Origin of the sequence: Azospirillum sp. TSH20 (assembly GCF_003115935.1) — a bacterium.
In the GTDB taxonomy this organism is placed as follows: Bacteria; Pseudomonadota; Alphaproteobacteria; order Azospirillales; family Azospirillaceae; genus Azospirillum.
In genome coordinates, this window is the sequence record NZ_LGQU01000041.1 from 1 (window position 1) to 20,450 (window position 20,450).

Annotated in this window: 21 protein-coding genes and 1 pseudogene; 7 read left to right on the plus strand and 15 right to left on the minus strand. The window is 63.2% G+C overall.

Annotation, left to right across the window (positions count from 1 at the left end; genetic code table 11):
• Nucleotides 1–115 precede the first annotated feature (115 nt).
• Nucleotides 116–1,708: an ISL3 family transposase gene (locus TSH20_RS11315; RefSeq protein ID WP_247871511.1), complete on the minus strand. Its 1,593-nt coding sequence runs from the start codon at nt 1,706–1,708 to the stop codon at nt 116–118.
• A 110-nt stretch (nt 1,709–1,818) separates the two neighbouring features.
• Here TSH20_RS11315 and TSH20_RS11320 point away from each other — a divergent pair.
• Nucleotides 1,819–2,061 (plus strand): annotated as a pseudogene (locus tag TSH20_RS11320) (ATP-binding protein); the annotation flags it as partial.
• Nucleotides 2,062–2,705: 644 nt separating this feature from the next.
• On the opposite strand, the gene TSH20_RS11325 reads toward TSH20_RS11320, so the two are convergent.
• The 5 genes from TSH20_RS11325 to TSH20_RS11340 form a co-directional block, all read right to left on the minus strand.
• Nucleotides 2,706–2,948: a DUF4167 domain-containing protein gene (locus TSH20_RS11325; RefSeq protein ID WP_109074831.1), complete on the minus strand. Its 243-nt coding sequence runs from the start codon at nt 2,946–2,948 to the stop codon at nt 2,706–2,708.
• Nucleotides 2,949–3,385: 437 nt separating this feature from the next.
• Nucleotides 3,386–3,823, minus strand: a complete 438-nt coding sequence (locus TSH20_RS11330) for an EamA family transporter (protein ID WP_109049277.1) — start codon at nt 3,821–3,823, stop codon at nt 3,386–3,388.
• 153 nt (nt 3,824–3,976) lie between these two features.
• A complete protein-coding gene (locus tag TSH20_RS34610) occupies nt 3,977–4,198 on the minus strand; it encodes a hypothetical protein (protein ID WP_146205414.1) in 222 nt (73 codons plus the stop codon).
• 533 nt (nt 4,199–4,731) lie between these two features.
• Nucleotides 4,732–6,837, minus strand: coding sequence for a ferrous iron transport protein B (feoB, locus tag TSH20_RS11335; protein WP_109074832.1), 2,106 nt, complete (start codon nt 6,835–6,837; stop codon nt 4,732–4,734).
• The gene (locus TSH20_RS11340; protein WP_247871512.1) at nt 6,837–7,217 is read right to left on the minus strand and encodes a FeoA family protein; all 381 of its coding nucleotides are present in this window, start codon (nt 7,215–7,217) and stop codon (nt 6,837–6,839) included. The genes feoB and TSH20_RS11340 overlap by 1 nt, the downstream gene beginning before the upstream one ends.
• 264 nt (nt 7,218–7,481) lie before the next feature.
• Here TSH20_RS11340 and TSH20_RS11345 point away from each other — a divergent pair, with 264 nt between their 5' ends.
• Complete coding sequence (locus tag TSH20_RS11345) at nt 7,482–8,276, plus strand: hypothetical protein (protein WP_199232066.1); 795 nt, start codon at nt 7,482–7,484, stop codon at nt 8,274–8,276.
• A 34-nt stretch (nt 8,277–8,310) separates the two neighbouring features.
• Nucleotides 8,311–8,712: a hypothetical protein gene (locus TSH20_RS11350; RefSeq protein WP_109074834.1), complete on the plus strand. Its 402-nt coding sequence runs from the start codon at nt 8,311–8,313 to the stop codon at nt 8,710–8,712.
• Nucleotides 8,713–8,954: 242 nt separating this feature from the next.
• On the opposite strand, the gene TSH20_RS11355 is transcribed toward TSH20_RS11350, so the two are convergent.
• The 6 genes from TSH20_RS11355 to TSH20_RS11380 all read right to left on the minus strand — a co-directional run bounded on the left by TSH20_RS11355 (nt 8,955) and on the right by TSH20_RS11380 (nt 13,615).
• Nucleotides 8,955–9,308 carry a PepSY domain-containing protein gene (locus tag TSH20_RS11355; RefSeq protein WP_109074835.1) on the minus strand — a complete coding sequence of 118 codons (354 nt, stop codon included), beginning with the start codon at nt 9,306–9,308 and terminating at the stop codon, nt 8,955–8,957.
• Nucleotides 9,309–9,526: 218 nt separating this feature from the next.
• Nucleotides 9,527–10,159 carry a DedA family protein gene (locus tag TSH20_RS11360; RefSeq protein ID WP_247871513.1) on the minus strand — a complete coding sequence of 211 codons (633 nt, stop codon included), beginning with the start codon at nt 10,157–10,159 and terminating at the stop codon, nt 9,527–9,529.
• Between the two features lie 7 nt (nt 10,160–10,166).
• The gene (locus TSH20_RS11365; protein ID WP_109074836.1) at nt 10,167–10,775 is read right to left on the minus strand and encodes a phosphatase PAP2 family protein; all 609 of its coding nucleotides are present in this window, start codon (nt 10,773–10,775) and stop codon (nt 10,167–10,169) included.
• An 84-nt stretch (nt 10,776–10,859) separates the two neighbouring features.
• Entirely contained in the window at nt 10,860–11,531 is a 672-nt protein-coding gene (locus TSH20_RS11370) for a DedA family protein (protein WP_109074837.1), read from the minus strand.
• Between the two features lie 4 nt (nt 11,532–11,535).
• Entirely contained in the window at nt 11,536–12,951 is a 1,416-nt protein-coding gene (locus TSH20_RS11375) for a HAMP domain-containing sensor histidine kinase (protein WP_109074838.1), read from the minus strand.
• Nucleotides 12,935–13,615 carry a response regulator transcription factor gene (locus TSH20_RS11380; protein WP_109074839.1) on the minus strand — a complete coding sequence of 227 codons (681 nt, stop codon included), beginning with the start codon at nt 13,613–13,615 and terminating at the stop codon, nt 12,935–12,937. Before TSH20_RS11380 ends, TSH20_RS11375 begins: the two co-directional genes overlap by 17 nt.
• A 518-nt stretch (nt 13,616–14,133) precedes the next feature.
• On the opposite strand from TSH20_RS11380, the gene TSH20_RS11385 reads away from it, so the two are divergent.
• A complete protein-coding gene (locus TSH20_RS11385; RefSeq protein WP_109074840.1) occupies nt 14,134–15,333 on the plus strand; it encodes an IS256-like element ISAli6 family transposase in 1,200 nt (399 codons plus the stop codon).
• A 439-nt stretch (nt 15,334–15,772) separates the two neighbouring features.
• On the opposite strand, the gene TSH20_RS11390 is transcribed toward TSH20_RS11385, so the two are convergent.
• On the minus strand, nt 15,773–16,165 hold the full coding sequence (locus tag TSH20_RS11390) for a response regulator (protein ID WP_109074841.1): 393 nt from the start codon (nt 16,163–16,165) through the stop codon (nt 15,773–15,775).
• 234 nt (nt 16,166–16,399) lie between these two features.
• Between TSH20_RS11390 and TSH20_RS34930 the strand changes: the two genes are divergently transcribed.
• On the plus strand, nt 16,400–16,576 hold the full coding sequence (locus TSH20_RS34930; protein ID WP_158281985.1) for a hypothetical protein: 177 nt from the start codon (nt 16,400–16,402) through the stop codon (nt 16,574–16,576).
• Between the two features lie 689 nt (nt 16,577–17,265).
• Here the strand turns inward: TSH20_RS34930 and TSH20_RS11400 are convergent.
• Nucleotides 17,266–18,223 (minus strand): IS630 family transposase gene (locus TSH20_RS11400; RefSeq protein WP_109074843.1). Its coding sequence is split into 2 segments (ribosomal slippage): nt 17,266–17,893 and nt 17,892–18,223, totalling 960 coding nucleotides; the frame shifts between segments, so codons are not numbered across the junction.
• Between the two features lie 700 nt (nt 18,224–18,923).
• Between TSH20_RS11400 and TSH20_RS11405 the strand changes: the two genes are divergently transcribed.
• Nucleotides 18,924–19,316: a nuclear transport factor 2 family protein gene (locus TSH20_RS11405; protein WP_109074844.1), complete on the plus strand. Its 393-nt coding sequence runs from the start codon at nt 18,924–18,926 to the stop codon at nt 19,314–19,316.
• A 502-nt stretch (nt 19,317–19,818) separates the two neighbouring features.
• The gene (locus tag TSH20_RS11410) at nt 19,819–20,181 is read left to right on the plus strand and encodes a response regulator (protein ID WP_109074845.1); all 363 of its coding nucleotides are present in this window, start codon (nt 19,819–19,821) and stop codon (nt 20,179–20,181) included.
• 14 nt (nt 20,182–20,195) lie between these two features.
• Here the strand turns inward: TSH20_RS11410 and TSH20_RS11415 are convergent.
• Nucleotides 20,196–20,450, minus strand: a 255-nt coding sequence (locus TSH20_RS11415; protein WP_146207477.1) for a response regulator, incomplete at its 5' end; no start/stop codon positions are given.

Sequence of the window (20,450 nt, forward strand, 5' to 3'; positions counted from 1 at the left end):
CGGGACCCTCCCGTGGACACCCTGGACAACGGGTTCTGCAACCTCAGGCGTGGCTGGATATTGGACGCCGATGCTGGCTGGTTTTTGGGCTCTTCCTCAGATTTGATGACGGTGTTCAGACTGCCATGAGCCTGATGCGCAGAAGGTCGGGCTTGGCGCGACCGTACATGGAGCGCTTGACGAGTTTGAGTCGTGTGATCTGCCCTTCCGTTTGCCCGTTGCTCCAAGGAGTGGTAAGGGCGGCATGAACCGCAGCGAAATCCGAACGCAGCCCATCGGCGAAGGACCGCAGGTCGCTGGTGTCCGCGTCGTCCAGCCAAACGGACAGGGCATCGGCCTGGCGCTGCCGGACCATCGCGCCGAAGCGCCGGGCGAGTTCCTGCACTGTCGCCAGATTCGGCGCGAGGGCGAACACCCGCTCCAGATAGCGAGACCGCTCCGCCGTCCAGGAGGATGGGTCGGCAGTCAGCAACATCGCCACCCGACGGGTGGACGGGGCGGCGATCGGGGAAGCCAAGCGTTCCGGCCGGGCCGTTAGGCGTCGGCGGGTCGCCCACTCGGTCACCACCCGCAGCCCGCCGTCAAATCCCGCTGCCCGGAGTTCCCGCCACAGTTGGGCGCCATTGTGGCACCCTTCTCCCCATCGCCGTTCCAGAAAGGCCAGATGGGGAGCCAGAGAACTGTGGCGGGGACGATGCACCTCCGGTTCGCCGCCGTGCAGAAACTTGCGCACCGTCTCGCGGGCCAAGCCAAGCCGTCGGCTGATGGCTCGCGCCGAGAGGCCCTTGGCGCCCAACCGGACCACCTCCTTCCAGGTGGCGCGGCGGCGCTCCCAGCCGGTCCATTGCCGTCGTTCGGCGCTGGTCATCGGCGGTGGCGTGTCGCCGGCTGTCTCCGTAACCCTGGCGATGGTAGCGGTGTCGGAGGAGATCTTCTGTGCCGCCGTCCGGAGCGTCGGCTTATGCCGGTCCAGAATTGTCTGGACCGCCTGTCCGAGGTTCGCCAGCAAGTGCCAGCGGTCGGCCACCGCCACGGCCTGGGGTGCGCCGCGGCGGGCGGCATCAGCATAGACGGCTCCACGATCGCGGCTGACCACGGCGATGTCCGGACGCTTCTCCAGCCACCGGGCGGCGGTGTCCGCGTCGCGGTCTGGAAGCAGGTCAATGACTGCATGCCGTTCCAGGTCCACCAAGATGGTGCCGTACCGGTTGCCCTTGCGCCACGCGAAGTCATCGATCCCGACGATACGCGCGGCAGGGCGCGGAGCAGCTTCGGTCCGGCGGAGCAGGCGGAGGAGCGTGTCTCCGCTGGCCGGCATCGCCAATTGTTGCGCCAGCCGAGCGCCGGCCTCGCCGCCCAGCGCCAGACCGATCTGGCGTTGGAGATTGCCCAGCCGTGCGGTGCGGCGAGACCACGCTCCGGCTGTTATCTCCGGCAGGCGTTCAGCGAAAATCCGTCGCGGGCAGGCCGCCATCTGGCACCGGAAACGCCGCGCGGCGACCCGAACGGCAACTGTTCGTCCCTGCCAAGGCAGATCGGCCAGGGTGCGGGTGTAGCGGCTGTGCACACACGCCGACGGAGTGCCACACAGCGGGCAACACGCCGTGCGCGCTTCGGAAGCGGTCAGGATAAGGACACGATCCAGACCGGGCTGAACCTGCTGGACCAGAAGACCGGGGGGCAGGAGAGGAAGGATGCGTTTGGCCAAAGCAGAAACACGACTTGATGGGATTGTTCCCTCTATGTGCTCATTCGCCTCCACAAATCCCACGTCGTCATCAAATCTGAGGAAGAGCCGTTTTTGGAAGCCGATTGACAGACTGGGGGCCGGAGACCCTGACGGCGGATCACCGGCGTGACTTGCTGGAGATCGTGGAGGACCGCCATGGGCGCGGCTCGCTTCTGATCACCAGCCAAATCCCCACGGACCGCTGGCATCAGGTCATCGGGTGCCCCACCTTGGGCGACGCCATATTGGATCGCATCGTTCACGCGGCGTATCGCATCGACCTCACGGGCGAGTCGATGAGGAAAACCCAGCAGCCGAAGGACTTCGACTGATCCCGCAGGCGCCCGGCGCTCGCCCCCACTTCCCACAGGCCCCTCCCAGGGGCGCCGCTGCGTTAGCTGAGGAGGGCACTCCGCGGCGCCCCTGGGCCCCTCCCGTGGAAAGTGGGGACGACCGCTGCGAACGGCACAACCTTGACCAGAAATGTCCCGTCATGGGATGAAGCACGTGACCTGTTGAAGCGACGTCACCCACCTGGCCGACTTCCGATCGGTACAGGTGGCCGGGATCAAATCGGAACAGGTGACCGGATCCAAATCGGAATCCCTGGCCGGATAAATCGGTATCCGCACCCCGTCGGCCGCTTACGAGTTCGTCCAGAACATGTTGGTATTCGCCCGGAGGCAGGGCGCGCGCATCCTCGGCCATGTGCCGTAAGGCAGCGAGGCCGGCCTCGGTAAACCGAGCCCGCAGCCAATGGCCACCGTCATCCCGCAACTCAAGCAGCCCACGGTCCAGCATCCCCTGAATGACCGTTCCCGGCTTCGGCTGCCCCTTGTTCGGCCCGGTGGCCCACCGCTTCACCAGGATGCCGCTCTCCAGCCGCGGTGCCTGCCCAAAGCGCACCATGAATTCGTTGCGGATCAGAGCCCGCTCCCGCGGCGTCAAGGTCGTGTCACTCACCAGCTCATCTCCCTCAGTCCTCTCCCCGCGATACGCGGAACCAGTGCTCAGCATACTGCCGACACAGTTCAGCCTCGACGCCGTCTCCGGTGCGTTCGGCATCGGCCGCGCGGGCAAGCCACTGAGCCTGTTTCTGAAGCGCTGATCCGTTCACACGGGCGGGTGCTGGTCGAACCCCGGTCGAGGTGGCAGTAGGTGGGCGAGGTTTGATGAAATCCGGTCGCGGCACTGGGACGCGGGGCCTGGAGGGTGGCATGAGGCTTACTGACTTCCTTGGATAGAGTGGAGGGTCATTCTTCGGCCTGACAGAGTCTACGCCGCGCAAGGCCACGATGCGCAGGAATTTTCCGGTGTCGCATGGCGCCGACGGCTGCCGGCGTGCTGCCTGACATCGGGGAAGCGACCGTTCGGCGGGGCCGGTAGCCAGTAGCCTGATCGGCGCTGTCGGCGCCGGCGAGATGGCCAAACGCCCTTTTCGCGACAGCTGCCGGGCAGCAGGGCCGCTTGGTGTGAAACAGCACGCTGGCAGGCCCCCCAAGGGACCTCATACTTTCAGCAAGTTATTGTGGCGATCGGCGTCGAAACCCCATACTGATACACACTCAACAGCCGCCGTACCCATACTGAGACGGCACCCGTGGAATTCGCCAACAGTGTCAGCAACGGAGCGGAAAACCCAGGTAAGCGGCGCGCTTAGGGCTTGTAGGCGACGAGCAGTGCGCCGGCGGCGATCAGTACGACCCCGGCCCAATTGGGAGTGGACAGCTTCTCGCCGAGGAACAGGACACCGAAGACTGCCACCATCACAACGCTCATCTTATCGATGGGCGCTACTTGGGAGGCGCTACCAAGCTTCAGGGCGCGGAAGTAGCACAGCCAGGAGCCGCCAGTGGCCAGCCCGGACAACACCAAGAAGGCGTAGGTCCGGGGCGCCACCGAATCCAGCGCCTGAAACTGACCTGTGCCGAGCAGGATCGCGCCGAGGGTGAGCAGGATGACAATGGTGCGGATGAAGGTGGCGAAGTCCGAATTAACGTTCTCGATCCCGATCTTCGCGAAGATCGCCGTCAGGGCCGCGAAGGCGGCGGAAAGCAATGCCCAGAACGACCAAGCCGACAGCAGGGTTTTCATCTGCATAGTCTCCGATTCATGATGGGGAGTCCGACCCCGGTCGGCTCTCGTCCTGCATGTTTTTATCCAGGTCCAGTTCTGTCTGCCCCTGCGGGAAAATCGAAGAGCCGGCCGGCCCCCTGGGGAATGGGAAGACAGCCGGTCGGCCCCCGGTCAGGCGGTGATGTTCAGAGTACGACCGCGGTTGGGATCCGCGGGAAGCGCAGGCGCGCTCGCTGCGCCCTTTTCCGGAGCCCCATTGTCGTAGTCTCCGTCCTTGTCCAGCTTGAGAGACGGACCTTTCGCCGCAACCTGCACCGGCGGCGCCGAAAAAGGAAGCGAGCTTGAACCAATAGAGCCAATTGCCATGATCTGTTCTCCAGAAATGTCACGCACAGCTGCATGTCCCAGGAACTGTGGTGCTCCCGCTCCTAAAACTTCCCTAACTTACAACCCATCAAAACATTAAGTTTTAGTAAGGTGAAAATCCGTTCATGGACGCTTGAATTATTCGCTCTCTCTTACTCCGGGACAGCGAGTTCCAAGCGTCTCTCAGCGAGATTTGTTGCCGGTGTGACGGCCATCCAGGCTGAATTCCATTCTGAATCATGGCCTTGAACGCATGGACAGCGAACGGCACGGTGGCCGTAAGCCAGCAGAGTTACGCCGTCCTTTCCCGGAAGATTCATTACGAAGTCGTATAGTCAGCCCCGTTGGACCAAAACGCGTTTAGTGGCATCTTGCTTCCCAACCGCTCACAGCCCTCCAAGCGGCGGGAAGCAGAATAGCCGCTCGGAACACACCATGAGTGTCTGTCCGCAGAGATCACGCGCTGCCCCCCTGGGGCGCGAGCCTTTTAAAGCGCCGTGCGAGGATCGAGACGAAGTTGATTTCGACGAAGGCGATGAGGTGCGCTTTTGAAGCGCCTGTCAGTGACATCGAGTGCCTGGCTTCGTCGACGCTCCGCAGTTTCCGCAACCGCCACAACCAGAAGCCGATGAATCGGCTCTGATCACTGAACGGCGCATCATTGCCTGCACTTTGGCTGGAACAAGATACCGCCACAAGGTCCAGGCGACGGCACCAGTCACCAAGGGAACGACGATGACCGACTGCCAGACAAAATCAAATCCAACCGCCGGCCGTTCCGCGAAGAGGGCACTTGCCAACCGGTAGGTCGCGAAAGAGGCAGCGTAAGCGAAGACGAGCATGTAGGTGAACATCACGGCAGGCCAGAACCGGGAGTTTGTTTCACGCCGCACCACCGACAAGGTCGACAGGCATTGGGGGGCGAAGACGTACCATGCAAGCAATGACAATGCAGTCGGCAGGCTCCACGATGTTGCCAGGGTGTCGCCCAGAGTAACCCGCAGCGCATCACCTGTGGCGCTGAGCGCATAGACGGTGCCGAGCACCCCGACTGCCACCTCCCTCGCCGCCATCCCTGGCACAAGCGCGATGGCGATCTGCCAGTTGAAGCCTATGGGAGCGAGCGCCGGTTCGAGAGCATGGCCGATCATGCCGGCAAAGGAATGTTGGATCGCTGGGCCGGCAGCCCCCTCGGGTGCTCCGGGATAGCTTGCCAGGAACCAGATGACCACCATCAGCAGGAAGATCGTGGTGCCCGCACGGGTCAGGAAGATCTTGGCGCGTTCGGCAAGACCGAGCACGATGTTGCGTGGACGGGGCAACCGGTAGGCGGGCAACTCCATCAGCAGGGGTTCTCGGGCGCCCTGAAACAGGGTCCGTTTCAGAATGAAGGCCACCAGCAACGCCGCGAGAATGCCCGCCGCGTACAGTATGAACATCACCAAGCCCGGCAGACCGATCATGCCTCCGAACACGGGCCGATCTGGAACGAAGGCGGCGATCAGCAGCGCATAGACCGGCAGGCGTGCCGAACAGGTCATCAGTGGTGCGATCATGATCGTCGCCAAACGGTCTGCCCGGTTCTCGATGGTCCGTGTCGCCATGATGCCGGGGACGGCGCAGGCGAAGCTGGAGAGCAACGGGATGAACGCCCGGCCATGCAGACCGACGCCGCCCATCAGCCGATCCAGAAGGAAGGCCGCGCGTGCCATGTAGCCCGAATCCTCCAGAACCTGAATGAACAGGAAAAGCACAAGGATTTGCGGGAGAAAGATGACGACGCTGCCGACACCGGCGATGACGCCGTCGGTCAGAAGACTGTTCAAGGGGCCTGCCGGCATGCCGGAGGCGACGGCGTCCTTCGTCCAGCTCAGCCCGGCGTCGATCAAGTCCATCGGCAGCTTCGCCCATGCGAAGACCGCCTGGAACATCAGGAAAAGGATCAATAGGAGAACGCCGAGTCCGAGCACCGGTTGCAGCAAAACCGCGTCGATGCGCCGCGTTACGGTATGGGGGCTGGACGGAGTGCGCACCGCCTGCGCGAGAATGGCTTCGACGGCGCGGTGATAAGCGCGCAGATCCTGCGAACTCGGTTCGGTCCAGCCTACTGCGCCTTTCTCCAGACCGGCGGAAACATCACTGTCGACAACGCGATCGATCCGATCGATCAGGTCCTGGACGCCGTCCCCGCGGACCGCCACCATGGGCACCACCGGCATGTCGAGCGCAATGGACAGGGCCTCCACGTCGATGCTGCAGCCGCGCCGCTCGGCCATATCCATCATGTTCAACGCCAGGATCACCGGGCGACCGACCCGCTTCAACTCCAGGACAAGGCGCAAGTTGAGCCGCAGGTTGGTGGCATCGACGACGCAGACCAGAATGTCCGGAACGGCTTCACCGTCCCGGCGCCCAAGCACAACGTCACGGGTCACCTCCTCGTCCGGCGATCGGGCGCGCAATGAATAAGTGCCGGGCAAATCAAGCACTCGCAGGCGTCGCCCGGCACGGCCAACACAGCGGCCCTCCTTCCGCTCGACCGTGACGCCCGGATAGTTGGCAACCTTTTGCCGGCTGCCGGTCAGCGCATTGAACAGAGCGGTTTTGCCGCAGTTGGGGTTCCCGACGAGGGCAACCAGCGGGGCCGCAATGGTCGCGTTGGGCATCACCGCTGGTCTCCATGAATATCGACGAGCACGGCGTTGGCCTCATTGCGACGAAGCGCGATCGTGTGGTCGTTGACACGGATCGCGATGGGATCGCGGGCAGGAAATCCTTCATAGAGGATTTCAATGACCGCACCCTCGACCAGCCCCATTTCGATGAGCCGCCGCTCCAGTTCACCAGCTGGCAGCGTCGTTGCGACCGCTCCCTCATCCAGGCCGGCCACCTCGGCCCGGACGCCTCTGCGCAGACCGCCAAGTGGCTGGCGGAGCAACACCGATCTTTGCATCGTCGACACGATCCCCTGGATTATCCCGCGCGCAGGCAGTCCGCCGTCTCGACACTGACGTTCGGTTTGGTGCGGGCTGTCGGGGCGCAGCATCCTGAAAATGCAAATGATCCGCAATAGCAGATTCGAGCCGTACACCTCCGTCGGCCCAACATTGGGATTTTGTATAGTTCCTGTAAGCTGCCGGTAAGGAAAAGAGACGCCACTCCGTTCTCCCATCTCGAGTCGCATAGCCCCGGCGGCGCCCGCTTCCGACATTGGGATTTTTCAACACCGGGTCCACCACCGCCGAACCTTGCCGACCCTAGGCTTCTTTCGAGCCGCGAAATCACCGCGAACACGCGAAGGAGCCATCCAATGCACGCGACACACGACGCACGGGCATCCGGCACCGGTATGCTGAACAAGGTGCCGGAGGTCACGCTCATCTTCTGGATCATCAAGATCATGTCCACCACGGTGGGCGAAACCGGGGCCGACTATCTGGCCGTCCATGTCGGCCTGGGGACCGGCCTGACCGGCGGGATCATGGCCATGCTGCTGGGCGGCGCGTTGCTGCTGCAACTGCGTGCCCGGGCTTACGTGCCCTGGATCTACTGGTTGACCGTCGTTCTGGTCAGCGTCGTCGGCACCCAGATCACGGATGCGCTGACGGACGGCCTGAACGTCAGTCTCTACGTCAGCACCACGGTGTTCGCGGTGGCCCTGGCGGCGATTTTCGCCACTTGGTATGCGGCTGAACGGACCCTGTCGATCCACACCATCGTCACCAGCCGTCGCGAGCTGTTCTACTGGACGGCGATCCTCTTCACCTTCGCCCTGGGCACGGCGGCCGGTGACCTTGCGACCGAGGCGCTCCAACTCGGCTTCCAGCTCGGCGTGCTCGTCTTCGGCGGGCTGATCGCGCTTGCCACGTTGGCCTACTACCGCGGCGCCAACCCGATTCTGACCTTCTGGATCGCTTATGTGCTGACGCGGCCGCTTGGCGCATCGCTGGGCGATTTCCTGTCGCAGGCCCAGCAGTACGGTGGTCTGGGGCTCGGCACGATCATGACCAGCGCCGTCTTCCTGGTCGTCATCGTGGCCCTGGTGGCGATGGTGAGCGTCACCACCGCTCAGCATCGCAATGCATCCGTAGGCGATGAAGCCTGATCATCCTTTCCTTCATGCAAAGCAGAGATCGTCGATGAAACACTCCTGGATCGCACTCACCGCTGTGGCGCTCGTTGCCACGGGTGCCGTGGCAGTCACATATTTCATGCCGGTAGCAGGCGCGGTTTCGCAGGCCGAAGCGTCTGCCGGACTGGGCGACATCTCGGGCTTCCGCAAGATTGTCGTCGATACGGCGGCCCTGGTCGACAAGGGAGACCTTGGGGGCGCAAAGATCCGCATCAAGGATCTTGAAACGTCATGGGACGAGGCGGAAGCGGGCCTGAAGCCCCGAGCACCGAGTCAATGGCATGCGGTCGACAAGGCCATCGACGGGGCACTGTCGGCTGTGCGTGATCGCGCCCCGACGGTGGCCGCCTGCAAGAAGGCTTTGACGACCCTGCTCGATACCATGGACAGCAACGGCACACATGGCTGAGTGACCATCGCGCCGATCAGCGTCTGCCGGTTTGACGGGGCTGACGACCCAATAGCCGGACATTCCGAAGGAAAGAGGCGCGGTGGGCATTCCCATCGCGCCTTTTCGATGTGTCGGCGGTGGTTGTGCGGGAGGGGGCCGCCGGCACGTTCGACATGCCTTCAAGGGCGCTGGAGCCGGTGCCGATCCAAAGAAAATGGCCCGGAAGTCTCCTTCCGGGCCAGACACAGACGGCATCAAGATCATTCGGCGTCGTTGTCTTCCTGCTCTTCACCATCGCCCTTTGCGACATGACGCTTCACAACACTGCCGGAGGCTGCGTCCACGACCACAGTCTCGGTCGCCTTGTCCTTGGCGACCTCGACTCCGAACGCCACCTTTCCATTTTCCTGCAGGATGTCGGCAGACAGTGCCTTGCCGCCGGTTTCCTGTTCGGCGGCGGTCACCGCCTGCGACAACGAGATCTTCGCCTGCGACAGCGCCGACAGGTCACTGGCGTCTTCATGGGTCTTCTGGGCGGCCTGCGCGCCATAACCGATGCCAGCCACCAGCAGTGCCGCACAGATCGCAGACGCGGGCTTCATGACGGTCTTCATACGAATCGCTCCTGTTGCGGGGCGCCATGCCCCGGTACGGACGATCCTAGGCGGGGCTGGCTTACCGGCCTTTGGCGAGCGCTATACGGTTTGGTAAGATCGAGGCCGCGGCTTCGCCATGACCGGCGGCAGGCCCACTGGATCGGGCAACCAAGACCGGCAACTCGCCAGCGGTACGACCCAATTCGGACCGGAGTGCCGGCAGGCAACGGGGGCGATCAACGGTTCGGCTTCGCCGGGGTGCGCAGTCGGCGCCATAGGAACCAGGCCACCGCCGCCACGATCAGAACGATCACCAGAACGTCGAAGCGATGCATCCAGTCCCTCAGCGTCAGGTCGCTGTTCCAGCGTTCTCCCAGCGCGTAGCCGACATAGGCCAGCCCGAAGCACCAGGGCCAGGAGCCGATGAAGGTGTAGAGATGGAAGCGGAACCTCGGCATCCCGGCCATCCCGGCGGGAAGGGCGATGAAGGTCCGCACCACCGGCAGCAGCCGGGCGACCAGCACCGCCGGTCCTCCCAGCCGGGAGAAGAAGCGCTCCGCCAGATCGAGGTCGTGCTCGTCGAGCAGGACGTAGCGGCCCCAGCGCCGGATCAGCGGACGTCCGCCCCGCCGTCCCACCGCATAGGCGATCTCGGATCCCAGGTTGCAGCCGATGGCGCCGACGGTGGCGACCAGCATCAGGTTGAAGTGTCCTGTCGAGACGAGATAGCCGGCGAAGGGCATGATGACCTCCGACGGCAGCGGAATGCAGGCGGATTCCAGCGCCATCAGCATCGCGACGCCGGGATACCCCAGCGTCGCGATGACCGACACGATGATCGACCCTAGCGCTTCGAGAAGATGCCCCACCACATCCTCACCTGTGGTCCAGCGGGAACAGGGCAGCGGGCAGATGCAGCAGCCGCACGGTTCCCTCGTAAAGCCGGACGATGGCCGGCGTCAGCATCCGGTCGATCAGCGGCCGGCCCGGAACGACCAGCAGCGATGCCGTGGTGGCGACCAGAAGCGCGCCGGCCATGTCCAGCGGGAAGTGAACACCGAGATAGATGCGCGCCCAGGCGACGCCGACGCCGAAGGCCATCATCCCCCAGCCCAGCCGCGGCCAGGAACCGCGCAGCAGCAGGCTGACCCCGATCGTCCACATGAAGGTCGCATGGTCGCTGGGGAAGGACGAGTCGGCCGCATGCGGGATCAGCTGGTGCCCCAACCCGATCATGAAGGGGCGCGGATGCTGCCAGATAGCGCCGATCACCGTGTTGATCAGGGCCGCCGTCAGCAGGGCGCAGCCGGCGCCGACCAGAGCCGAACGCCCGTTGTGCCGTCCCCACACCCACAGCACCGCGATCAGCGCCGCCGCCAGCACCACCACGTCATCCGCCAGGAAGCGCGCCAGCAGCAGAAGCATGGTCTGCGGATCGGGCGGGGCGTTCAGCAGGAGGAACAGATGCCGATTCAAAGCTTCCATGAGCGAGGTCCACTTGTTTCGATGCGATGACAGGCCGGGCAGACAGATGGGCAGTGCGGGGCGCTTCGCGCGTGACGCCGAAGGCTAGGGCTGGAGCGTTCGGGTGAGTTCGGGAGACTGGCGGGGGTCGGCGAAGGCCCGGTCTGCGGCACGCTGCAGGCGTTCTTCATGACGCCGCGCATATCGCCACCCCAAGACCGCGGCGACCAGGGCGATGCCGCCGGCACCGACCGCCAGGGGGCCATGATAGCGCTCCAGTGCCTGCCCGAAGCTCCAGCCACCCAGACCGAACGCAATGGACCAGAGCAGTCCGCCGCAGGCATTGGCGATCAGGAAGCGCCGCCAGCACATACGATTGGCGCCGGCGAGCAGAGCGGTCAGCAGCCGCAGCAGCGCCACAAACCGCCCGAGCAGAACGACCTTGCCACCGTGCCGTTGGAACAGGTACTGGCCGAGCCGCAGCCGGGGTTCGGTCAACCGCAAGAGCGCCCCATAGCGCACCAGCAGCCGGTAGCCGTAGCGCCGACCGATCAGGAAGCCGACATTGTCACCCACCACAGCACCCGCAGCCGCCGCGCCGATCACGAACTCGATCCGGAATTCCGGAGATGCCGCCGCCAGGATCGATCCGGCGATCAGAGTCGTCTCTCCCGGCAAGGGCAGCCCCATGCTTTCCAGCGCAACCACACCGGCGATCAGCCAATAGCCGTAGCTGGTCAGAAGTTGTGGAATCAGGCCGTGGAGCGGGACAGACATCGTGTCACCTCGAATGCTGTGCCGTGACCGGGTGACCGCCCCCGGCCGGCTGGGCCGACGCGCCGTCATGGAGATTGAAGTCAAGCGATACCCGCAGGCCCGGGCGGTTGTCCGATACGGAAACCGTCGCCTCGTGACGGTCCGCAATGGCCTTCACCAGACTGAGGCCAAGCCCGCTGCCATCAGTGGTGCGGCTACGCTCCAGCCGGTAGAAGCGGCGGAATATGCGCCCACGCTCTTCGGCCGGCACACCGGGGCCATCATCGGCGATCGTCAACCGCACCACCCCGGAACCGGCGGTGAGATCTACCTCGATGCGTGTTCCGGCCGGGGTGTGGCGAATGGCGTTCTCAACGAGATTGACGAGCATTTGGGTCAGCAATTCGCGGTCGCCCGCGACCACCGCCGGGTCGAGCCGTGGACTGACCAGGACCTTGCCGTCCTCTTCGGCCGAGGGCGTGAAGGCCTCGACCACCGTTTCCACGATCGCGTGAAGCTCGACCGGGTCGCGAACCGGCGGCCGGGCGCCGCCTTCGATCTGGGCGATGCGCAGCAGCGCGGCGAAAGTCTCCAGCAGCGTGTCGGTTTCCGCCAGGGCAGCGTCCACCGCGACCGCGTAGTCGTCGACCGATGCGGCGGTCGCCCGCACCCGTTCCAGACGCTGTCGCAGCCGCGCCAATGGCGTGCGCAAATCGTGGGCGATGTCGTTGGACACCTGCCGCAACCCCTCCATCAGATCGGCGATGCGGCCGAGCATGTGGTTAAGCGTATTCGACAGCCGGTCGAGGTCGTCGCCGGTTCCCCGCACCGGGATGCGGCTGGCCAAGTCACCGGCGATGATCGCTTCCGCCGTGCGCGAGATGGCATCCACCCGCTGCAGGAAAGCCACGCTCAACAGAGCACCGCCGGCGATCCCAAGCCCGAGCGTTACCAGCACCGCGACGGAAAATGCGTGGAAGATCGCCTCGTCGGCATCCTCTATCCATTCAAGATCGTCACCGACCGCCAGCAGTGTGCCGTCCGGCAACCGGACCGTCAGGGTGCGGATCCCCACGAGTTCGCTCTCGTCGCTGGGCATCCGGTGCGGTTCGATGGTACTCCAGCCCGGCTGAGGAACCGTCGTCATATCGCCGGCCAGAATGGTGCCGCCTGCATCGGCGACAAGTTCATGCAGCGCGCCCGGACGGCCAGCGGTGCGCCGCACCTCGGCAGCGAGCTGCACCTGACCGCCGGCCTGGAATTCACCGCGGAGCCGGTCAAGATCGGCCATGATCCGGCTGTTCATCTGCTGTTCCAACGCCGCGTGGGTGGTCCAATAGACCACTCCCCCCAGGATCAGCGCCGACACCGCGAAGATGAGAGCGAAGGCGGCGGCCAGCCGGAAACTGGCGGTACGGAACAGTCTAGGCAGGGTCGTCATTCAGGGTGTATCCGGCCCCGCGTACCGTGCAGATCAACTCTCTGCTGCGGCCGCGGTCCACTTTGGCCCGCAGGCGGCTGATGTGGGTTTCGACGATGTTGGTCTTGGGGTCGAAGTGGAAGTCCCAGACATGCTCCAGCAGCATCGTGCGGGTCGTCACGCGCCCGGCATTGCGCATCAGATACTCCAGCAGCTGGAACTCGCGCGGTTGCAGATCGATGGATTCGCCTCCTCGGGTCACGGAGCGTTTCAGGAGGTCCATTTCGAGGTCGGCCACCCGGAGCACCGTGGGGACGTCGTTCAGCGGCGGACGCCGCACCAGAGCATTGAGACGGGCCAGCAACTCGGCAAAGGCGAAGGGCTTGACCAGATAGTCGTCGCCTCCGGCCTCCAGCCCCTCCACCCGGTCGCCGATCCCACCGAGGGCGGTGAGCAACAGCACCGGCGTCTTCACCCCCGCACCGCGCAAGGTTTTCAGCACAGAGAGTCCATCGAGGCCCGGCAGCATCCGATCGACGACCAAGGCGTCGAACGGCTGTCCCGCGGCGAGAAGCAGGCCGTCGCGCCCGTTGCCCACGCATTCAACGCTGTGCCCCTGTTCTCGCAGACCGGTCTGGAGATAACCGGCCGTTTCCGGATCGTCCTCAATGATCAATATTTTCATGATCCAGCCCCCTGAGCTCTCCTCATTATACCCGCCTGCGACGCCCACGAACGATCAACAATGTACTCAAGGGCACGTTAACTGCCGGGTGCTGATTCTATACGGATTTGTAACATGGGCATCTCCGCGATCAGTTGTAATGAACAGCCTCTCCGCCTCCTTGATCATCTTGCGTAGGACTTCACCAGCCCTTTCAATCATCAGTTCAGAAGACCAATGCATTTGTGGTGATGGTCGCGGCCTCATCGAGATCGAAGACTACACAGACAAAAGGGATCGCAGAACCTGTTCAAAGCCTTGCTCTAAGCGGCGGTACTCGGGAATGAAACAGGAGTTCGCCGGAGCTTGCGGAGGTCGTGTCCCGCGAGGTGGTGTAGGAGCGGCTGTGGGGAACCGGCCCGCCGCAGCGCCCTCCGATGGCTGGCGTAGGCGGGCCGGTTATCCACAGCGGGGCGGTCATCGCGGTTCTTCGATAGAGTCTGGTCACCACACCTCAACCCGACCGAAGGGTGACCACGATGACCGACGAGATGATGGCGCTTCGCGCGATGCTTGAGAAGGGCGCGGATGCCGATGTTCTGCGTGAGATGATCGGCTTTGCCGCTGAACGGCTGATGGAGTTGGAGGTGCAGGGCCTGACCGGCGCCGTCCACGGGGAACGCTCGGCCGAGCGGCTCGTTCAGCGCAATGGCTACCGGGATCGCGACTGGGAGACCCGCGCCGGCACCGTCGAGCTGCGCATTCCCAAACTGCGCAAGGGCTCCTACTTCCCCGGCTTTCTGGAGCCGCGGCGGATGGCCGAGAAGGCGCTGACGGCGGTGATCCAGGAGGCCTACATCCAGGGTATCTCGACGCGCTCGGTGGACGATCTGGTCCAGGCCATGGGAATGTCCGGCATCTCCAAGAGCCAGGTCAGCCGGTTGTGCGCCGAGATCGATGACCGGGTGAAGACCTTTCTCGGCCGCCCTATCGAGGGCGACTGGCCCTACCTGTGGCTCGACGCCACCTACGTGAAGGTGCGCCAGAACGGGCGCATCGTTTCGGTCGCCGTCACCATCGCGGTGGCGGTCAACACCGACGGCCGCCGCGAGGTCCTGGGGATGGACATCGGCCCGTCGGAGGCCGAGACCTTCTGGATCGAGTTCCTGCGCAAGCTGAAACGCCGGGGGCTGAACGGCGTCAAGCTGGTGATCTCCGATGCCCATGGCGGCATCAAGGCGGCGGTCACCCGCGTCTTCCAGGCGACGTGGCAAAGGTGCCGGGTGCATTTTTCCAGGACGGCGCTTGCCCATGCCGGCAAGAGCGGGCGCCGCGTCGTCGCCGCCTTCATCGCCACAGCCTTCGCGCAGGACGATGCGGCATCTGCACGCACGCAGTGGCGGCAAGTAGCCGATCAAGTCCGTCCAAAGCTGCCGAAGCTTGCCGCCCTGATGGACGAGGCGGAGGAAGACGTCCTGGCCTACATGACCTTTCCCAAGGAGCATCGGGCCAAGCTCCACTCAACAAACCCGATTGAACGTCTCAACGGAGAGATCAAGCGACGCACCGAGGTCGTGGGTATATTTCCCAACGAGGAAGCGATTACGAGGCTCATCGGTGCGATATTGCTGGAGCAAAACGATGAATGGGCCGTTCAGCGGGCGCGATACATGACGCTGGAAACCATCGCCCCGCTCGGCGATGATCCCATCGTCAGCCTGCCCGCTGTGGCCGCCTGACAATCCCGGCCAGACCAGCCGGAGAACCTGATGAGAGACCCAGCTTCTACACCACGCTCAGGGGCACGATCCTTGCGGATCGCTGCCGAGAAGCCACGTCTTCGGCCCAGACATACAGTCCGTTTCGAAAGTTGACGCTGGCGGCGTGAGGGTCTGAGGCGACGTCTGTTGGCAGGGAAGAAAGCCTGCCGGAGACCGCCGATGTGGACGCCCGAAGAGCGCCGGCTGGTTGGCGATTATGGCGCCGGCCAAGCGCTGAGCGATGACCAGTAGGGGTCACTACACGAAAGTGTGCAGATTGTCCGGGATGTAGGAACACCCTAAGAACGCGCGCTCATACCCCTGCGGGGCCGGCTTGTCATAACGCCCGGACCCTGTTTTACGGGCGGTGGGTTGAGTTGGCTGTCACGCAGGATATGCCACCCACGCCGAGAGGCGTTCAGGCCGTCTCTTCCGCCACAAAGATCGCGTGGAGAGCCGCAAGCAGGGCGCCTGTTTGCATCGGCTTGTGCAACAGCATCGTAACGCCGGGGGCGTCGCCTTTCAGGTCCCTCACTCCGCCGGCGGGAGGGTCGGCCGTCACCACGACGATGGGCAGGCATGGCCATTCGGCGCGCAGTTCCCGGATCATACACCGGCCATCGCACCCTGGCATGTTGAGATCGGTCACCACCACATCGAACGGTGCCGTGGCGAACGCTCTCAGCCCATCGTACCCATTGCCGACACAGGTCACCGAATAGCCGACGGCTTCACATTCTTCGGCAAGCGCCAACGCGACAAGGGCCTCATCTTCCACGATCAAAATCCGAAGATGATGGGTGACAATCATGGTATCGGTTGACCGGGCCTGAGGAGCGCAAAGCCGCTCAGCGTATCATCACAACCGAAGGGTAGATAGGGATAACGCAGCCGAACGTTCGTCCATAAGCGACGCCTAGTCCAGAAGGGAGTGCGCGGCTGCATTCGGGGTTCCGGTAGCAATGGAACAGAAAGCCGACATAAGACCGGAACCCCTGTCCCGGCGCCCCTGCCCGCTGACGGACAGCCTACCCGGAGAACGCCGGTGCTGACGCTGGTGGGGATGGACAAGGGCGATCCGTCGCTACGGATCGTCGCGGCGGCGGTAGGCGAGGGCGCTGCCCCAACCGTCGACCAAGCCGGCGGCACGGTTGAGGGCAGTGAAGACGGGCCGACGGCAGACCCCTTCAGGGTTGAGGTGACGGTTCGATTGTTGCCTTAAACCCGAATACAGTCAGGAGCATCGAGTTCTGGTTGCTCACCGATGGTGGGTTGCCCGCCAATGGTGACAGCAGCCCGCCGCATATTTCGGTTGGGTTACCAGGGCATGGGATATCGCATACTTCGCCCTTTATTGGGCAGGTTGCGCGCGTTCCCGCATCCAGTTCGTCCGCAGCGTAACAGATCCCCGAATGCGCTCCAAAAAACACATGCGGCGCAGCAGCCTCGGCGCATTGAGAGAGCGTCATCTGGGATCCCACCGTCAACAGGGAAAAAGTTGAGAACCCAGTGGAAGAAGAGAAGCATCCAAGGTTCATGTATGACCCTATCATTTGAGGGTTGGGGTCCGCCGGTGCCGCGTGAGTTGACGGCGGAAGGGCGATCGCTGCGAGCAAAATGGCCACAGATCGGCGGGGCGGAAGGCGCATGGGGCACAGGTCTCCTCGAGGCCGGGGCGCGGCGGATGGTGAGAGTTCTAGCAGGGGTCCAAGTAGCAGCGGAACAGAAAGTCAGATTGGGGCGAAAGGGCTGTACGGAAAACCTCTCCGCGATAGTTTCCGTACAGCCTATCAATCCGACAGGGTTTTCCGGCTACGCTTCTGAGGGTTTGGAGCGGCCAAACCGCCCGTCATTCATCCCTGTCGGAAAACACATGATTCCCAACACCTCTGGCCCTAGAGTTTCGAGCGTTTAATCTGACGCATATCCCGCGTGCCGGAGGTAGTTCCAGCATTCCTCGGGTGTGTAGAGGTCGCAGATTGAACCGACGGCTTTCCACAGTTCGTCGATGGTGCGGGCGCCGATGCGCCGGAGATGTGCCTTGAGCTTGGCGAAAGCCATCTCGATGGGATTGAGATCGGGACTGTAAGGCGGCAGGAAGAGAAACCAAGCGCCACGCTCCTTGAGGGCGGCCTTGGCCTTTTCGCTCTTGTGGCAAGACAGGTTGTCGAGAATGACGACGTCGCCCGGCCGCAAGGTCGGGGCGAGTTGGGTCTCGACGTAGGCCTCGAAGAGAACCCGGTTCATCGCGCCCTTGATGATCCAGGGAGCGGTCAGGCCATCGCAGCGCAGGGCGGCGATAAAGGTCTGGGTACCCCAGTGGCCGAAGGGCGCCTTGGCCTTGAACCGTTGGCCGCGCTTGGCCCGCCCGCGCAGCCGGGTCATCTTCGTGGTGGTGGCCGTCTCGTCGAGGAACACCAGCCGATCCGGCTCTTCGCGCATCCGGGGCTGACGGTGGCTGCGCCACGTCCGGCGGTCCTCGGCAACGTCAGCGCGACCGGCCTCGCTTGCCAGCAGCGTTTTTTTTGACGCTGTAGCCGCGGGCGAGCAGGAAACGTGACAGCGAGGCGGGGTGGACCGTCACCCCGCGCTCGGCTTTCAGCTTGGCCGCCAGTTCCGGCATGGTGATCTCGCCTTGCTTCTCCACCCAGCCGATCAGAAGGTCGGCATGCGGCGCCAGCTTGCCGCCGCCCGGCGGGCGCCCCTGCCGGGCCGGTTCCAGCGTGCCCGTCGCCGCCATCCGCTGGGCAAGCCGCACGCTCGTGCTCGCGCTCACATCGAACCGGCGCGCCGCCGCCCGACGTGAACCGCCTTGCTCGATCTCTCCGTAAATCCGAACCCGAAGGTCCGGCGAATAGCTGCGACCCATGATCCACCTCCAACAACGGTGAATCACGCCAGACGCACAAGCGCAACTCTCGATTCAGATTTCACGCGCGATGCTCTAATGTCGGCTTCCTGTTCCGTTGCTCCCCGCCCCCCATGAACGGCGAGGCGCTGATCCGGATCCTCCGGCAGCGGCGTCCCGACCTGCCGATCGTCGTCACCACCGGGTTCAGCGAGCGTCTTCCGGACGAAGAGCCGGGACGGTTGGTGGTCCTCCGCAAGCCCTATTTGTAGCGGACCGAGATCATCGGCGGCCGGACCCGAGATTCTGAGCGATTCCGGGACCGGATTGGTTGAGATCGGAAGCGGGTTCCGGCCCACATTCGGTGAGATCAAGCCCGCGCGGTTTGAGACCGACCCGAGATGGTGGGCGCCGGCCCACATTTGGTGAGACATGCCTCTATTGGCCCGAACCGGACGGATGATATCGTTTGTAGCTCGGCAGAAGCGCGGCGTACTGCTGTCATCTCCAAATCCGGCGCCGTTCTTCGTTGGCCGTGGATGTCCTTGTCAAGCTCGGCCATGACACTATAGGGATGTCCATACCGTCTGAAGAACCTTACCAGTTTGCAGTGGCAAATGCGGCAACGGCCGGCCTTTCGATACCCGTCCGCGCTGCGGACGTGTGGACTACGGAGGAGTATCCTAGCGCAACTGCGCTGAAACTTTCTCAGGGGTGTGCCATGGCGACATCCGCTACCAAAACCTTCAACTTCGGTGACCTGAAGCAGGCCCTTGAACATAGCGACGCCACCACCTTGGGCGGGCTCTACGCCGATGATGCCGAGATGGTGATCGTCGATCGCAACCGTCCGCCCAGTTCGCCGATGACGGTGTCGGGCAAGGAGGCGATTGCGGCGTTCTGGCGCGATGTCTGCTCCAGGGACATGACGCACCGCGTCGGTCATGAGGTGGTTGGGACGGACCGCGCCGCCTTCGTCGAGGAGTGCGCCTATTCTGACGGGTGCCACGTGATGTCGGCGATGATCCTCGATCTGCGGAACGGCCGGATCGCCAAGCACCTCACTGTCCAGGCATGGGACGAGGTCAGTTGCGCGACTGGCGGAGCATCCTGAAGAACACCCTCCCCACGCCGTAGAGAGGGTGTTCAATGGCGCGAGGATGACGCTCATTTAGAGCATCGCGCGTGAAATCTGAATCGGCATCCAAGCCCGTCAGCATCTGAATCTGTCAATGTTGTAGATTTTCTGAGAGACAGCTCCTGACAGGTGGCCTTTGTCGGCTCCGATGCCGGATCATTCTGCAGTGGGGTCTTCCCATTCATGTCAACATATAAGCCGCCATATTGTGCGACTGTGATTGGATGACGATCCACAATATATTTCCACCTAAAGTTGGACAGAACGCGAGTAATCGTGAAGAAAGCACCCCTGCCGTTTGTGAATGATCTCACCTGAACGAGCGTGGCGTGGCCGGTCATTGACATTCAATTTACAGTTAAAACCGAAGCATATATAATTGTCTGCCACGACAATAATTTCATATACATCTAGCCAGCTTGGCTTTGCTATTAACGTAAGTTAAATTTCGGCCGCCTCAACGCTCTGCGATCACCACATGACGATCCAGCCCCACATCATCCTGGCAGAAGACGAAGAGCTCGTTGCCATGGCGTTGGCCGACTTTTTGGAGTCCGAAGGCTTCAGGGTTACAATCACCCAGAATGGGGCGCAGGCCTTGGAGGCCGAAGAAGCGGATGCGGCTGACCTTCTGCTGACCGACATACGGATGCCGGTCTTGGACGGTGAGGGCTTGATCCGAAGGATCCGAGCGGGACGCCCGAACCTACCTATCATTGCCACGACAGGCTACAGCGACTTTCTGCCCAAAGAAGTGCCGGGACTAATGGCTGTCATGCGTAAGCCCTACAGTTTCCGAGCCTTGGCCGTCTGCATCAGAGCCCTTTTATCAGCACGATGAAGGAGCAACCATCCTCAGTTGACACGTCGCAGCCGGGTCTGAGCCGCCTTCACCAGATCTTGCATTGCAGATGGTTTGATCAGCACTGCAAGATTATCAGGCCGCGCCGTTGGGACAGCATTTCGATAGCCAGTCATCAGGACAACCGGAAGGTCAGGGCGACACAGTTTGATCAAGGCTATCAGTTCGGCCCCCGCCATCATTGGCATCCGCATGTCGGTCAGCAGAAGGTCCGGAAGGTCTTCAATTGCCGCCTCAAGACCCTGTTG